The sequence below is a fragment of the Dolomitihabitans soli genome (assembly GCF_022213955.1).
In the GTDB taxonomy this organism is placed as follows: Bacteria; Actinomycetota; Actinomycetes; order Streptosporangiales; family Streptosporangiaceae; genus Streptosporangium_A; species Streptosporangium_A soli.
Window position 1 is genome coordinate 129,456 of record NZ_JAKNTW010000001.1, and the last position, 15,422, is coordinate 144,877.

At 69.5% G+C, this 15,422-nt stretch carries 13 protein-coding genes; 7 read left to right on the forward strand and 6 right to left on the reverse strand.

What is annotated here, in order from left to right; translation table 11 throughout:
• The first annotated feature begins 142 nt into the window (after window positions 1-142).
• From MBA17_RS00590 to MBA17_RS00620, 7 genes are all read left to right on the forward strand, one after another.
• A complete protein-coding gene (locus MBA17_RS00590; protein WP_238494205.1) occupies window positions 143-2,467 on the forward strand; it encodes a polyribonucleotide nucleotidyltransferase in 2,325 nt (774 codons plus the stop codon).
• A 68-nt stretch (window positions 2,468-2,535) separates the two neighbouring features.
• The gene (locus tag MBA17_RS00595) at window positions 2,536-3,846 is read left to right on the forward strand and encodes a M16 family metallopeptidase (protein ID WP_238494206.1); all 1,311 of its coding nucleotides are present in this window, start codon (window positions 2,536-2,538) and stop codon (window positions 3,844-3,846) included.
• Between the two features lie 23 nt (window positions 3,847-3,869).
• Window positions 3,870-4,607, forward strand: a complete 738-nt coding sequence (gene dapB, locus MBA17_RS00600) for a 4-hydroxy-tetrahydrodipicolinate reductase (protein ID WP_238494207.1) — start codon at window positions 3,870-3,872, stop codon at window positions 4,605-4,607.
• 306 nt (window positions 4,608-4,913) lie between these two features.
• The gene (locus MBA17_RS00605; protein WP_238495005.1) at window positions 4,914-5,564 is read left to right on the forward strand and encodes a GntR family transcriptional regulator; all 651 of its coding nucleotides are present in this window, start codon (window positions 4,914-4,916) and stop codon (window positions 5,562-5,564) included.
• Window positions 5,565-5,668: 104 nt separating this feature from the next.
• Window positions 5,669-7,021 (forward strand): MFS transporter, encoded by a 1,353-nt coding sequence (locus MBA17_RS00610; protein ID WP_238494208.1) that lies wholly within the window; start codon window positions 5,669-5,671, stop codon window positions 7,019-7,021.
• A complete protein-coding gene (locus MBA17_RS00615) occupies window positions 7,018-7,962 on the forward strand; it encodes a dihydrodipicolinate synthase family protein (RefSeq protein ID WP_238494209.1) in 945 nt (314 codons plus the stop codon). Before MBA17_RS00610 ends, MBA17_RS00615 begins: the two co-directional genes overlap by 4 nt.
• Window positions 7,959-9,095, forward strand: a complete 1,137-nt coding sequence (locus MBA17_RS00620) for a mandelate racemase/muconate lactonizing enzyme family protein (RefSeq protein ID WP_238494210.1) — start codon at window positions 7,959-7,961, stop codon at window positions 9,093-9,095. The genes MBA17_RS00615 and MBA17_RS00620 overlap by 4 nt, the downstream gene beginning before the upstream one ends.
• A 316-nt stretch (window positions 9,096-9,411) precedes the next feature.
• Here the strand turns inward: MBA17_RS00620 and MBA17_RS00625 are convergent, their stop codons facing one another.
• The 6 genes from MBA17_RS00625 to MBA17_RS00650 all read right to left on the reverse strand — a co-directional run bounded on the left by MBA17_RS00625 (window position 9,412) and on the right by MBA17_RS00650 (window position 15,217).
• A complete protein-coding gene (locus MBA17_RS00625) occupies window positions 9,412-10,296 on the reverse strand; it encodes a 1,4-dihydroxy-2-naphthoate polyprenyltransferase (protein WP_238494211.1) in 885 nt (294 codons plus the stop codon).
• Entirely contained in the window at window positions 10,293-10,904 is a 612-nt protein-coding gene (locus tag MBA17_RS00630; RefSeq protein WP_238494212.1) for a GNAT family N-acetyltransferase, read from the reverse strand. The genes MBA17_RS00625 and MBA17_RS00630 overlap by 4 nt, the downstream gene beginning before the upstream one ends.
• Window positions 10,905-11,030: 126 nt before the next feature.
• Entirely contained in the window at window positions 11,031-11,573 is a 543-nt protein-coding gene (locus MBA17_RS00635) for a CGNR zinc finger domain-containing protein (protein ID WP_238494213.1), read from the reverse strand.
• Between the two features lie 96 nt (window positions 11,574-11,669).
• Window positions 11,670-12,317: a hypothetical protein gene (locus MBA17_RS00640; RefSeq protein ID WP_238494214.1), complete on the reverse strand. Its 648-nt coding sequence runs from the start codon at window positions 12,315-12,317 to the stop codon at window positions 11,670-11,672.
• Between the two features lie 4 nt (window positions 12,318-12,321).
• Window positions 12,322-14,592 (reverse strand): M48 family metalloprotease, encoded by a 2,271-nt coding sequence (locus tag MBA17_RS00645; protein ID WP_238494215.1) that lies wholly within the window; start codon window positions 14,590-14,592, stop codon window positions 12,322-12,324.
• Between the two features lie 103 nt (window positions 14,593-14,695).
• Complete coding sequence (locus MBA17_RS00650) at window positions 14,696-15,217, reverse strand: hypothetical protein (RefSeq protein ID WP_238494216.1); 522 nt, start codon at window positions 15,215-15,217, stop codon at window positions 14,696-14,698.
• Between the last annotated feature and the right edge of the window lie 205 nt (window positions 15,218-15,422).

Here is a 15,422-nt window from a genome sequence, read left to right on the forward strand (position 1 = left end):
TCGGAGGGCCGGTCCTCGGTAGTGGCTTCCGGTGGTGAAGAACGAATGAACCGGGCGCTTCGATCGAAGACCGGCGCTGCACCTGACGGGGAGCCGGCACAATCTGGACGCGGGAGAGACCGACCCGAAGAGGAGGTCCCCCGTGGAGGGTGTCCACAGCACGGAAGCCGTGATAGACAACGGCTCTTTCGGCACGCGAACGATCCGGTTCGAGACCGGGCGCCTCGCGCGCCAGGCGGCGGGTTCGTCCGTCGTCTACCTTGACGACGAGACGATGGTTCTGTCCGCCACCACCGCCTCCAAGAATCCGAGGGAGAACCTCGACTTCTTCCCGCTCACCGTGGACGTCGAGGAGCGGATGTACGCCGCGGGCCGGATCCCCGGCTCGTTCTTCCGGCGGGAGGGCCGTCCCTCCGAGGACGCGATCCTCACCTGCCGCCTGATCGACCGGCCGCTGCGCCCGTCCTTCGTCAAGGGCCTGCGCAACGAGATCCAGGTCGTGGCGACCGTCATGGCGCTGCACCCCGACCACCTGTACGACGTGGTGGCCATCAACGCGGCGTCCCTGTCCACGCAGCTGGCCGGGCTGCCGTTCTCCGGCCCGATCGGCGGCGTCCGCGTCGCCCTGATCGACGGCCAGTGGGTCGGCTTCCCGACCCATCCGGAGCTTGAGCGGGCCACCTTCGACATGGTGGTCGCCGGTCGCGTCCTCGAAGACGGCGACGTCGCGATCATGATGGTCGAGGCCGAGTCCACCCGCGACACGCTCAAGCTGGTCGCGGAGGGCGCGGTCGCGCCGACCGAGGAGACCGTCGCCCAGGGCCTCGACGCGGCGAAGCCGTTCATCAAGGTCCTGTGCGAGGCGCAGGCCAAGGTCGCTCAGGTCGCCGCCAAGGAGACCGCCGAGTACCCGATCTTCCTCGACTACCAGGCCGACGCGTACGACGCGGTGGCCGGCGCGATCACCAGCGAGCTGACCTCGGCGCTGACCATCGCCGGCAAGCAGGAGCGCGAGGCGGAGCTCGACCGGGTCAAGGCCCTGGCCGCGGAGAAGCTGATCGGCGACTTCGAGGGCCGCGAGAAGGAGCTCAGCGCCGCCTACCGGTCGCTGACCAAGAAGCTCATGCGCGAGCGGGTCATCTCTGAGGGCGTCCGCATCGACGGCCGCGGGGTGAAGGACATCCGCCAGCTCGGCGCCGAGGTGCACGTGGTGCCCCGGGTGCACGGCTCGGCGCTGTTCGAGCGCGGCGAGACCCAGATCATGGGCATCACCACGCTGAACATGCTGCGCATGGAGCAGATGATCGACACGCTCAACCCTGAGCGGACCAAGCGCTACATGCACAACTACAACTTCCCGCCGTATTCCACCGGGGAGACCGGCCGCGTGGGTTCGCCCAAGCGCCGCGAGATCGGCCACGGCGCGCTCGCCGAGCGGGCGCTGATGCCCGTGCTGCCCACGCGTGAGGAGTTCCCCTACGCGATCAGGCAGGTGTCGGAGGCGCTCGGCTCCAACGGCTCGACCTCGATGGGCTCGGTCTGCGCCTCCACCATGGCGCTGCTCGACGCCGGTGTGCCGCTGAAGAAGATGGTCGCCGGCATCGCGATGGGCCTCATCCACGAGGGCGGCGACTACGTCACGCTGACCGACATCCTCGGTGCCGAGGACGCCATGGGCGACATGGACTTCAAGGTCGCCGGCACCGACGAGGTCATCACCGCGCTCCAGCTCGACACCAAGCTCGACGGCATTCCCGCCACCGTGCTCGGCGCCGCGCTGAAGCAGGCCAAGGCCGCCCGTCTGGCGATCCTCGACGTGATGCAGGAGGCGATCGACTCTCCGGCGGAGATGAACCCGACCGCGCCGCGCATCATCACGATCAAGGTTCCGGTCGACAAGATCGGCGAGGTCATCGGCCCCAAGGGCAAGATGATCAACCAGATCCAGGACGACACCGGCGCCGAGATCACCATCGAGGACGACGGCACCATCTACATCGGTGCCACGGACGGTCCCTCCGCCGAGGCCGCCCGCAGCTCGATCAACGCGATCGCCAACCCGCACATGCCCGAGGTCGGCGAGCGCTACCTCGGCACCGTCGTCAAGATCGCCGCGTTCGGGGCGTTCGTGTCGTTGCTGCCGGGCAAGGACGGCCTGCTGCACGTCTCGCAGATCCGCAAGCTGCACGGCGGCAAGCGCATCGAGAACGTCGAGGACGTCATGAGCGTCGGCGAGAAGGTCCAGGTGGAGATCGCCGAGATCGACTCGCGTGGCAAGCTCTCCCTGGTCCCGGTCGAGGTCATCGACCAGGAGAGCAGCGAGGTCAGCCAGGACGACGGCGACAGCCGTACCGAGCAGGCCCCGCGGGAGCCCCGCGAGGAGCGTGGCGGCGAGCGGGCCTCCGGGTCCGGCGACCGTCCCAGGCGGACCCGCACCCGAAGCGGGCGTGACGACCGCAACTCGTGACATCCGAGCAGTAACGACGTAGCGGGCGGCCCGGGAGCGGGCCGTCCGCGGAAAGCGTTGAACAGGTTTTGAACACAATCACTCTGCACCCCGGCAAGGACGGCGCCGGGGTCGTGCGGCGCACCGTCCTCCCCGGTGGCCTCCGGGTGGTGACCGAGACCATGCCGACCGTGCGATCCGTCGCGATCGGCATGTGGGTCGGCATCGGCTCCCGCGACGAGGCCCCCGAGCACATGGGAGCCACCCACTTCCTCGAGCACCTGCTCTTCAAGGGCACCCCCAAGCGTGACGCGCTGGAGATCTCCGCGGCCATCGAGGGGATCGGCGGTGAGATCAACGCCTTCACCGCCAAGGAGTACACCTGCTACTACGCGCGGGTGCTCGACGAAGACCTTCCGCTGGCCATCGACGTGCTCGCCGACGTGGTCACCTCCTCCCTGATCACCGAGGAGGACGTCGAGTCGGAGCGCGGCGTGATCCTCGAAGAGATCGCCATGCACGACGACGACCCGTCGGACGTCGTGCACGAGCAGTTCTCCGGCGAGCTGTACGGCGACACGCCGGTCGGCCGGCCCATCCTCGGCACCGTCGAGTCGATCGGCTCGCTGACCAGGGACCGGATCCTGGAGTACTACCACCGTTACTACCTTCCGCCGCACACCGTCGTGTCGGTGGCGGGCAACGTCACCCACGAGGCCGTGGTGGAGCTGGTCGCCACCGCGTACGAGCGGGCGGGGGCGCTGGGCGGCGACGCCGAGCCGGCCCCGCCGCGCCTGTCAGGTCCCGGCGTCGACTCCAACTCGGGCGTCCGCGTGGTGGACCGGCCCACCGAGCAGGCCAACCTGGTGCTCGGCACCACCGGCATCTCCCGGACCGACGACCGGCGTTTCGCCCTCGGCGTGTTCAACGCGGCGCTGGGCGGCGGCATGTCCTCTCGCCTGTTCCAGGAGATCAGGGAGAAGCGCGGGCTGGCGTACTCGGCTTACAGCTACACCTCCCAGTACGCCGACACCGGGCAGTTCGGCATCTACGTGGGGTGCCTCCCCTCGAAGATCGACGAGGTGCTGAAGATCTGCAAGGAGGAGATCGCCCGGCTGCTCGCCCGCGGGATCACCGACGAGGAGATCGCCAGGGGCAAGGGGCAGATGCGCGGCGGGCTCGTACTGGGCCTGGAGGACACGGGTTCCCGGATGTCGCGGATCGGCAAGAGCGAGCTCGTCTACGACCGGCTCATGCCGATCGACGAGGTGCTCGGACGGATCGAGGCGGTCACCCCCGAGGAGATCGTCGAGGTGAGCCACGACGTGCTGCGACGCCCGTTGACGCTCGCCGTGATCGGACCCTACGCGGGCAAGGACTTCTCCTCGGCGATCGGCTGACCCGCAGACGATAGGCTGTGCACGTGATCAGGGTTGGTGTACTTGGGGCGCGTGGGCGCGTCGGTGTCGAAGTGTGCAAGGCCGTCCACGCGGCCGCCGACATGGAACTGGTGGCGGCGGTCGACAAGGACGACTCCATCGAGGCCCTAGGGGCCGCCGAGGTGGTCGTCGACTTCACCCACCCCGACGTGGTGATGGACAACCTGCGCTGGTGCATCGCGCACGGCGTGCACCCCGTGGTGGGCACGACGGGCTTCGACGAGGCCAGGCTCGACACGGTCAGGGAATGGATCGCCGCCACACCGGGCGCCAACGTGCTGATCGCGCCCAACTTCGGGATCGCCGCGGTGCTGATGATGCACTTCGCGCAGCAGGCGGCCAGGTTCTTCGACTCCACCGAGATCATCGAGCTGCACCATCCGAACAAGGCCGACGCCCCCTCCGGCACCGCTCGCCGTACGGCCGAGCTGATCGCGGGGGCCCGGCGCGAGGCCGGGCTGGGCGCGATGCCCGACGCGACGAGCGCGGAGCTCGGCGGGGCGCGGGGCGCCGACATTGACGGGGTGCGCGTGCACGCCGTACGGCTGGCGGGGCTGATCGCGCACCAGGAGGTGCTGCTCGGCGGCGGCGGTGAGACCCTCACCATCAGGCACGACACGATGGACCGCGCGTCGTTCACGCCGGGCGTGCTGCTCGGTGTCCGGCGGGTCCGCGACCTGCCCGGGCTCACGGTCGGCCTGGATCACCTGCTGGATCTCTGACACCTGGTCCCTGACCACACCACGGCCTCACCTGGCGCAGCCGCGGATCGGTCGCGGCGGCGATGGCGCTTGCATGTCCGGGACGCCGCACATATCTGGCTCCGCGAGACCGCCGCACGGGCGGGCGGCATGGCGTGCCCGTGATCGACGCTTCCCGCTGGTAGGAGCCCCGAGCGCGCCCGGCGGCGTGCCGGAGATGTTTCCGCCTCGTCACGCCGCCATTACCTTGCCTTAACGCCCCGCTGGCTCTAGGGTCGCATCTAATATATCGCATATGATGCGCCATCCGAGGAGTCTTCAGTGGCGATGCCAGTCTTCAGTCCCGGTGCGTTGCCGTCTCGTACGGCGCACGTGCTCGAGAGCATCAAGGCGGCGATACTCAACGGCCGGTTCAAGCCGGGCACCTCGCTGGTCGAGACTGATCTGGCCAGCCAGTTCGGCGTCTCGAAGACACCGGTGCGCGAGGCGCTGAAGGCACTCGAGAGCACCGGGCTCGTCGTCATCCGTCCCTACAGCGGCACCACAGTGCGCCAGCTGAGCGACGAGGACGCGATCGGCGTCTATGACATGCGTCTGCTCCTCGAACCGGAGGCCGTACGGCGCAGCGTCGCCGCCGCTGCCGACTTCTCAGAGGTGGTGCGGGCACTCGACCGGGCGTCGCACGCGGCGGACGCGTCGACGCGCAGCACCGCCAACCGCGACTTCCACCGAGGTCTCTACGCGGGCTGCGGAAACCCGCTGCTCATCCGCACCCTCGACGGGCTACGCGACCAGACCGCGCTCGTGTCGGTCTCCTCGTGGTCGCGTACCCCGACGTGGCAGGAGGAGGCCGAGGAGCACGCCGCGATCCTGGCCAAGGCTCGCGACGGCGACGGCGACGGCGCGGCCGTACTCCTCCGCCGGCACATCGAAGGCTTCGTGGCCAGACATCTGGGGAGGGAAGCCCTCACCCGATGAACAGCAAGATGCGGCCCGTTCTCCGCCAAGATCCCGAGCCGCATCTCTGAACACCCACGCTTCCCGTAGGGAGCGTCTCTGTCACCCCCGTCAGAGGAGCAACAATGCCTGATTCTACGCCTGCCAGCGCGCCGTCGGCCCGCCGGCGCAGCCACATGCGATGGACGATCGTCGGATTCTCGTCCCTCGGTCTGACGATCGCCTACCTCGATCGCGCGGCGCTCAGCGTCGCGATGCCGTTCATGTCCGAAGAGTTCGAGATCAGCCCTGCCATCCAGGGAATCCTGCTCTCCTCGTTCTTCTGGACCTACGCCCTGTTCCAGATCCCGTCCGGTTGGCTGCTGGACCGGTTCGGCCCGAGAGTGATCTACCCGCTCGCGGTCGGCTGGTGGTCGATCTGGACGGTCTTGATGGCCGCCACGCAGAGTCTCAGCTGGGTCATCGTGTCGCGCCTCGGTCTGGGCATCGGGGAGGCGCCCGTACAGCCGGCGAACGTCAAGGTCGTCTCGCTGTGGTTCCCCCGCAAGGAGCGTGCGTTCGCCTCCAGCCTGTTCGACATGGGCCAGCAGATCGGCGCCGCGCTCTCCGTCCCGGTGGTGACGGCCCTGGCCGTTCTCGGCAACTGGCGCCTGGCCTTCCTGGTGATCGGAGCCCTCGGCTTCCCCTGGCTCATCGGCTGGTTCCTGGTCTACCGGCATCCCGCGCAGCACAAGCGGGTCTCGGCTGCCGAGCTGGCCCACATCCGCTCCGACCAGGGCGAGTCGGTGTCCGCCGAAGCGGCCGGTGACAAGGTCGTCTGGGGACGGCTGCTGCGCGACAACCAAGTGTGGGCGCTGACGACCGGGTACGTTTTCCGTTCGCTCGCCGGGGCCTTCTTCCTCACCTGGTACCCCAGCTACCTGCTCAATGACCGCGGGTTCAGCGAGGAGGACTTCGGCATGGTGGGCGCGATTCCGGCGCTCATCGCCATCGGTTCCACCGTGCTCGGCGGCATCGTGTCGGACCGCATGCTGGCCTCGGGCATGTCGACGAACCTGGCCAGGAAGATTCCGATCGTCTCCGGGCTCGGCCTGAGCGCCTGCATCGGCTTCGCCCCGTTCATCGAGAGCAACGTCATGCTGATGGTCGTGCTCACCGTCAGCAGCGCCGCTCACTCGTTCGCGGGAGCCGCGATTCTGAGTCTCCCCGCGGAGGTCGCCTCGTCCCCGGCGAGTGTCGGGTCCGTCGCCGGGTTCCAGAACTTCGGCTCGCAACTGGGTAACCTGACCAGCCCGATCGTGATCGGCCTGTTCCTGACCGCCGGCAACGGTTCCTACCTCGGCCCGCTGGTCGGCGCCGCGGCCTGCTGCCTCATCAGCGCGTCCATCTATCTGTTCTGGGTGCGCATCAAGCCCGTCACACGGCCGCAGGACCCGGGGCAGACGACGCCCGCAACCCATGAAAGGACCACTCCGTGAGCACCACTCCGAACTCCGGGGACCTCAGAGAGAGGCTCAGTACCGTCATCGGCATCCCCGTGGTGCCCTATGCCGCCGGTGGCGAGATCGACCACGACCGGACCGTGGTGCTGACCCGGCGCCTGATCGACAACGGGATCTCCGCGCTGACCCCCAACGGAAACACCGGAGAGTTCTACGCGCTGTCCCCGGCCGAACGCCGGGCCGTTCTGACGAGCGTCATCTCCGCGCGCGGCGCCATGACGACGATCGTCGCGGGAGTCGGGCTGGACGCGCAGACCGCGATCGCGGACGCCCGATTCGCCAGGGACGCCGGCGCGGACGCCATCATGATCCACCAGCCCGTGCTGCCGTACCTGTCGGCGCAGGGATGGGTCGAGTACAACGCCTCGATCGCCGCGGCCGTGCCGGACATCGGAGTGTTGCCGTACCTCAGCACCCCCGCGGTGTCCGGCGCCCACATCGCCCGGCTGGCGGACCGAGCACCGAACGTCATCGGGCTGAAGTACTCGGTGCCGGATCCGGTCGTGTTCGCCACGACCAAGGCGCAGGCGGGTGACGGCCTGCTGTGGGTCGCCGGTCTGGCGGAGTCGTACGCCCCCGCCTACTGGCAGGCCGGGGCGCGCGCGTTCACGTCCGGGCTGGTCAACATCGCCCCGGCGGTGTCCCTGGAACTGCTCGTGGCGCTGCGCGACGGCGACTACGACACGGCGGCGTCGGTCTGGCGGCGCATCCGGCACTTCGAAGAGCTGCGCGCCCGCGACCGGGCGGCCGACAACGTCTCCGTGGTCAAGGAGGCGATGCACCAACTCGGCCTGTGCCGGCGCGAGGTACGCCCGCCCAGCCATCCGGTGCCCGCGGCGCTGGCGGCGGAGGTGACCGAGTCGATCAAGCCGTGGCGCTCGGCCGTGCCCGCACTCCAGACGGAGCAGCAGGCGTGAGAATTGCGTCATTGCAGACCTTCCGCCAACGGGTGGGCGACCGCCCCCGCGTCCTGGTGAAGATCACGACCGACGACGGGACGACGGGCTGGTCCGAGGTTTACAATCACGGCCCCGACCTGGCCTACCCGCCGCTGCTCGACTACCTCTTCGAGCAGATCAAGGGCATGGACGCCCGCAGCCCGAACCGGATCAACCAGTTCCTGCTGCAGTCCGCCCGCTTTCCGCAGGGGGCCCTCGGGCTGGCCGCGATCGCCGCGATCGACCTCGCGTTGTGGGACATCGCCGGCAAGGCGCTGGGCGTACCGGTGTACCAGTTGCTGGGCGGCGCCGTACGCGACCGGGTGCGGGTCTACGCCGGCCTGTACTCCGCGCCTGACCTCGCCGAACTTCAGGACAGGACCGCGGCGCTGCATCAGCGCTTCGGGTTCACCGCGTTCAAGCTGAGCCCGTACCGCCGGGACCCGCACCGGACGCGGTTCGGGCTGGTGGCCGACGAACTCGGTGAGTACTTCGGCCAGGTACGCGGGGGGCATCCGGCGGAGTGGGAGTTCGCCTTCGACGCGCACGCCTGCATCTGGCAGCCGCACCAGGCCGTCGAACTCGGTGCCGCCCTAGCCCCCTACCAGCCGCTCTTCCTCGAGGAACCCATCCGGCCCGAACACCTCCCGGCGTGGGGGCGGATCCGTTCGGAGCTGGCCGTGCCGCTGGCGACGGGGGAGTCGCTGTACTCCCCGCACGAGTTCCTCGCGTTGCTGACCGCGCAAGGAGCCGACATCGTGCAGCCCGATATCTGTGTGGTCGGCGGGCTGACCCAGATGCTGAAGATCGCCACCATCGCCGACGCGCACTACGTCCCCGTCGCGCCGCACAACCCGCTCGGCCCGCTCGCCACCGCGGCGAACGTGCATTTCGCCGCGGTGACCACCAACTTCAGCATTCTCGAATTCAAACCCGACGAGGTGTCCTGGTGCCCCGATCCCTACCTGCCGGTTGACGGGCATCTCGAACTACGGCCGGAACGGCCCGGCTGGGGCATCGAGATCGACGAGACCGCCCTCCAGGTCGACGATTGGGTCCACTGGGAACGCAAGGTGCCGACCCGCCCCGACGGGTCCACGGCGTGGATGTGATGAGGGGGATGGCCGCCGGCGAAATCAAGCCCCGACGGCGGCCTGTCCTGAGCGGGGATCGCACGTCGGCGGCCGGGCCGACGGAGGAGAGCAGAACGACCTGGAGGTGAACGCCGACCCGGCGGTCGACCGGATGCGGTCGTAGCAGGAATCGTTGTAGGGGCGCCGTCGTCGGCCATGGTGGTGACAACGCGGACCAGCGATCTTCTTCAGAGCTTCGCACGAGGGCGCTCATGGCGGCTCTGGCCTGAACCAGCCCGGTTCAGGTTCAGGTTCCGGCTCCATGGGTGCCCTTGGTCCGCGGGCGCCGAGCCGCTCAGACGGCCAGCCCGATCGTGAACAGCAGGCCGTACACGAGTTGCAGGCGGCCCGTCTGCTGCAGGCAGGTGATCAGCGCGGGCCCCGCCGCGCCCTGCCGTACGGCCCGCACGGGAGGGAGGGCCAGCGGGAGCGCCAGCAGGGTCAGCGCGGCGAACGGGCGCACCGGGACCAGGAGAAGCGCCACGGCGAAGGGCAGGATCAGGCACCCGGCGTAGAGCAGGCGGGTGCGGGCGTCGCCCAGGACGACGGCCATCGTGCGCTTGCCCGACTCCGCGTCGGTGCCGAGGTCACGGAGGTTGTTGACGACCAGCATCGCGCACGCCAGCAACCCGACCGGGACCGACGCCGCCACCGCGAGCCAGGGCAGCCCCTCGACCTGGACGAAGGTCGTGCCGACCACGGCGACCAGGCCGAAGAAGACGAACACCGAGACCTCGCCGAGCGCGCGGTAGCCGTACGGCCGGGAGCCTCCGGTGTAGAACCACGCCGCGGCGATCGAGGCCGCGCCGACGGCCAGCAACCACCACGCGGCGGTCGCCAGCACCAGCACCAGTCCCGCGACCGCGGCGGCGAGGAAGCAGCCCAGCGCGGCGCGCAGCACCGCACGCGGCGCGGCGACCCCCGAGCCGACCAGGCGCATCGGCCCGACCCGCGCGTCGTCGGTGCCGCGCACGCCGTCGCTGTAGTCGTTGGCGTAGTTGACGCCGATCTGGAGCAGCAGCGCCACCACGAGCGCGAGCAGCGCCCGCCACCACACGGCGCCGCCCGCGGAGAACGCCACGCCGGTGCCCACCGCGACGGGGACCACCGCCGCGGGAAGGGTGCGCGGCCGGGCGCCCGCCAGCCACTGTCCCGGTGTCGCCGAGGTCGTCTCGCTCATCGGCGAATGTCGGTGACCATCCGGACCATCCGGACGGGTCGCCCCATGTCGAGCACGCGGTCCGCGCCGTCCTCGCCCCAACCGGCCGACTCCAGGAAGGCGAGCATGGCGTGGTTGTCGGCGAACACCCAGGTGATCACGGAGACGAACTGGTCATCGAGAAGATGGTCGACCGTGGCGTTGAGCAGCCTGCTGCCGTGCCCGCGGCGGATGTGGTCGGGGTCGACCAGCAGGGCCAGCAACTCGGCGGTGACGGTCGGGTCGGTGTCCGGGTCCTCGGCCGGAGCGTGCGAGGCCAGGCCCACCACGCGCTCGGGCCCCACCGTCGCCGCGGCCGCGGCGATCCCGCCGGGCCCCAGAGCCGGGAACGCGTCGGTGTCGAGGATCCGCTCGATCGCCACCAGTAACCGGTGACGAGGGGTCGGCGGTGCGATGACCGCGTCTTCCCACTGGCGTTGCCACAACTCCTCGGCCGCCGGGCCGGTCATCTGTTCCAACGGCCCCTCGGGCAGGAACTCGCGATATCCGTGCTTCCACGCGCGGATCTGGGTCCTGGTTACCGCCGTTACATCGTCGCGCCGGGCTGCCCGCACGCCTACGTCTGCCATTTCGGCCCGCTCCTTCGCACTGCCGTCATTCCTGTCACCGAGGACCTCGTCCGGCGGGCGTCGCACGAGTGTGAACCGTGGGGGATCCGCGGTGCCAGGCACTCCCACCGTATCGGGGAATCACGGTCATGAACGACGTGTACGGCTCTCGCCCGCCCGTCTTGCCCGGTAAGCGCGGGTTTTAGTCCGATTACCGCAAACCTTCATCGAGCACCACGCCCGCGAACGGTTCTTCGAGGAGTCGATGAACGCCCACAGGCACGTCCCCTCCGCGCACACCTTCAGCCGCCCCCACGTCCCGTCGGCGCGGGTCCCCATCACCGCCACCGCGATCCCGGCCAGCGCACCCCGCGTCCCGCCCGCGACCGGCCGTAACACCGGGCCCTCCCGGCCCATGGAGAGCCGCAGCGGCAACTCCTCCAGCACCGCGTCCAGCACCGCGTCCCGAACCGGATGGTCATCGTCGTGCAGCAACGCCCCGCGCAGCCCTTCACGCAGCCCCACCGCGAGCGCCAGATCATCATCGCCGGCGCGGTCACAGGGCCCAGCCAGATCCCGCTCGCGCAGCCACACGACCAGCTCGCCGGGAGAGGCCAGTTCGTCGTCGTCGTTCTCGACGTCGTACGTGTTCACGAAGTCGCGCACCAGCTCCGCCGGACCCAATTCCACCGCCTCCCCGGTAACCATCGTATGTCAGTTGGGGGTTGTGTCCGGGATGTCGGCACGGGTGTGCCACGCCGACATCCCGAGCCCCGGTGCGGGTCGTCAGCCGGTCGCGCGCATCTTTGCGGCGGCGCGCCGCGCGATGGCGGTCAGGGTGCCCGCGTCCGGAGCCTCGTATCCGAGCTGGCTGAGAATCATGATCTTATTCTTGTGCCGCGCCAGGACCAGCACGTTGGTCAGCACCAGCGACCCTTCGGCGACCGCGATCCCCGCCGCCCACGTCTGGGTGGCCACGGCGGGGAAGCGCACCCCGCGGACGCTGACGGCGACGGTCCTGCGGGGCTTGGGCCTGGTGTAGGTCTGCTCGAAGTCACGGCACTTCCTGAGCTTGGCGACCGCTTGGTCGAACGCCTTCTTCGCCGAGCCGGATCGGTAGCTCCGTAAGGTCTCCATGACCCAGGGGCCGGTCTCTCCCTTGGCGTAGGCGACGGTGGCGTACTGGACGCCGCGCCGCCTGGGCTTGCTGAACTCGAGACCGTCAAGGGTCGACGAGCAGGTCGGGGCGGTGCTGGACTGGTACTTCTGGTAGCTGGGCGTGAAACGTGAGTATCCCGCGGGCAGGTCCGCCCTGGTCAGCAGGCCGCTGCTGAGAGGTGCGGCCGATCCCGCGGGAGCGGCGACGGCGGGCTGGGCGGTCGCCAGCAGGGTGAGGGCCACGGCGGCCGTGACCAGGGTGCGACGGTGGGACATGTGATCATTCCTCCAGGAACGGGAACGGAACCTTGACCTCTGGTGCCCGCGGCGTCGGCGGCGGATAGCGGAGCAGATGGTCGCAGCGCCGTACGAAAGCCCGCCACGCCCTCCTCGCCATGTCGCCGGACCGCTCGCGAGAGCTGCGCACGAACAACGCGCCCGCCTGCCGGAGCAGGGCGTCCTCAAGCCCGGAGAGCTCGTTTCCGAGCCTCAACCGGGCCCCGTGATCACGATCACCGCCCAGCGCGCGAACACCGGCCGTGCGCAGCCACAGGCACCCCGCCACCGGCTGGGAACTCGGCGGGAACGGATCCGGGGCACTGGGAACGGCCGAACCCCACCCCGCCACCACGACCGCCGGTACGGCGAGCAGCACGGCGAGCACGCCACCGGCCGCGAGGGAGAAGATCCGCGCCCCGGGCCCTCGGTCGAAGCGGGCCGTTCCCTGGTCGGCGGTTCCTCGGTTGAAGCGGGCCGGTCTCTGGTCGGTGGTTCTTCGGTTGACGCGGGCCGTTCCCTCGCCAGGGGAAGCCGCTCCTTGGTCGAGGCGGGTTGGCCTCCGGCCGGGGCGGGCTGTCCCCTGACCGAGGCAGACGGCCACCCAGCAGGCGACGGGTGCTGCCGCCAGTCCGTAGCCCGCCTCCGTGGACAGGACTTGGGCGGCCAGGGCTCCGGGGCGCCACGTTTCGGCGGCCGCCAGCCGCGCCGCCAGAAACCACGTGCCGACCGGGATCGCGGACACGACCGCCGCCACGGGGACGGCGAACCGCCAGGAGCCGGCTCCCCAGCGCCGCAGCCACGACTTGGCCAGGACGGCGAGCCACCACACGATCAGGGCCGTGGTCAGGGGCAGGGAGAGGGCGAGCGCGACCGCCGTGGCCGGCGCGGCGTCGAGGATGTTCAACGTCGCCGCGCGCTCCGACGCGGCGGGGGAGACCACGTTCCACTGCGCCGCCGCGCGAGGAGCGGCAAGGGCGCCCGCCACCAGGCCCACTCCCAACGCCAGACCGGGCCCAAGGAACCCGTCCGGCGGTCTGCGCAAACGACCCGCACGGCCCGCACGGCCCGCACTGGGTGAACCTGGTGAACCTGGCCAAATGGGTGAACTGGGTGAACTGGGTGAACTGGGTGAACCGCCGGTGGTGGTGTGACCGGGTTCGGTGGTGTCCGTTGCGCCCGCGTTGTTCGCGTTGTTGATCGCGTTGCCTTCAGCTTCCGATCTGGCCGTCGCCCGCCATACCGCCAGGCCCACGATCCCCGTCATGGTCACGGTGATCGGCAGGGCCGCGAGCCAGTAGGCGAGGACCGGTTCGATCGGCAGTGCCGTCTCCGCGAGCACCGAGAGCTCAAGGATCACCACGCCGGCGGCGAGCCCGGTGCCGAACGACTCGGCCACCGATGCGCGCATGGTGAGACCGGGACGTTCGAGCACCTTCCGGCGCTCCTCGATGGTGGGATGCAGCCGGATCCACCAGGAGCGTTCGGCACTTGCGGCCTTGACGACACGCGTCACCTCTGCGCCCATGGCTCGTCGAGCCCACAGGTCGGCGTCGTGTTCGCGGGCCCTGAGAACGGCGACGAACGTCGCACCGGTCAGCACGGTCAGGACCGCGAGCCGCCAGCACAGCGACCAGTCGAACGCCTCGTTCCAGGCCGACGCGGCGACCACGACCGGCGCCGCCACCACCGGCACGAAGAGGAGTACGGAGAAGACGGCGAGGTAGGAGCGATCGACGTCACGATTCCTGAGATGTCCCAGCTCGTGCAGGAGCGAAACCGCCGAGGCGGCGGATCCTTTGGCCATGCGCAGCGGGAACGCGGTCGGGAGCATGATCCGATGGGCACGAGCCCTGCCGTACGCCAGAGGGGAGGCGCGTCGGGCGCGTGTGGAGATCATGAGGGTCGGCGTCCTGGGCAGGTCGGCGGCTGTCACGATGCTGGTGACCTCGGGTGGCGGGTCGGCCCATCGCCAGGCGTGCTCGCGCCGTTCGAGGAGGCGGGGGGCCGCCAGGTAGGCGACGACGGTGAGCAGGGCGACCAGGGCGGGCCCGGCCATGGGGACCAGCGACTGCTGGAGGTGAAGGCGGTCCGTGCAGTCCAGCAGCGCCGTGATCCCGTCCGTCGCGACCTGCGACGCTTCGGCGCACACCCGGTTCGCGGCAGGCCAGCTCTCCCGGCCGAGGACGAGGAACACGTAGCCGCCGAACGTCGATCCCGCGACCACGGTGAGGAACAGCAGTCGCAGGCGCACCAAACTGGGAGGCGGCAGCACGAACGGATCCACGTCGGGCGTCGGGTCCGTGTCGGTTGCCGTGTCGGTTGTCGTGTCGGTTGGTGGATCCGTGTCGGCCGTGGGGTCCGTGGCGGCCGTCGGGTCAGGCGCTTCCGGGGGTCGCGTCATCGGAACCGTCCGGCGCGGTCTTGTACTCCTGGGCCCTGAGCAGTTCACCGAGCACCGCGTCCGAGAGCAGTACGGCCCGCTCCGGATCGTTCCAGATGGTCAGCGCTTTGACGCGAACCGTTTCGGCGAGCCGGGTGCACGTCTCGGGATCCATGACCGGAACCGGAGCCTCCTGGAGCGCCTGAACGGCTTTCTTGCCCGCTCTGCGGCGTCCGATCAAGGTGAAGAGGGGCTTCATCCGGCCGCGTACCTGCTCGTTGAGTTCATCTTTCACCGCGTCGAGCAGGATCCCGCCGAGAAGGGTGACGACGACGGTCGCCCATTCGACTATCTGCGGCTCCAGCCCGGAACCGAGCATGCTTTCCCGGGCGCGCCGCTGATTGTCGGGAGTATGGATATAGGTCACCCATATCTCCCCCAAATAGGGCAATTCCTCGCTGTCGAGGCGGGCAACGACGGCCTCGACGACCTGGTAGGAGGTGGGACGATTCCCCACGTTATCCCTCTCGCACGTTGCGAGTGCGGCTCCCCGCGACACTCATCCAGATGGCCCTCCCGATGTTATCCCGGCAGCTACGATAAATAACCGACTGATGCAAAGATGACTACCAATAGAAAGATAGCCTGACATAGCGGCAAATGATCTCAGTGCTCTGGCGTCGACTCTCCGCGATCTTGTGTCATGGTCATTCAATTCCAAC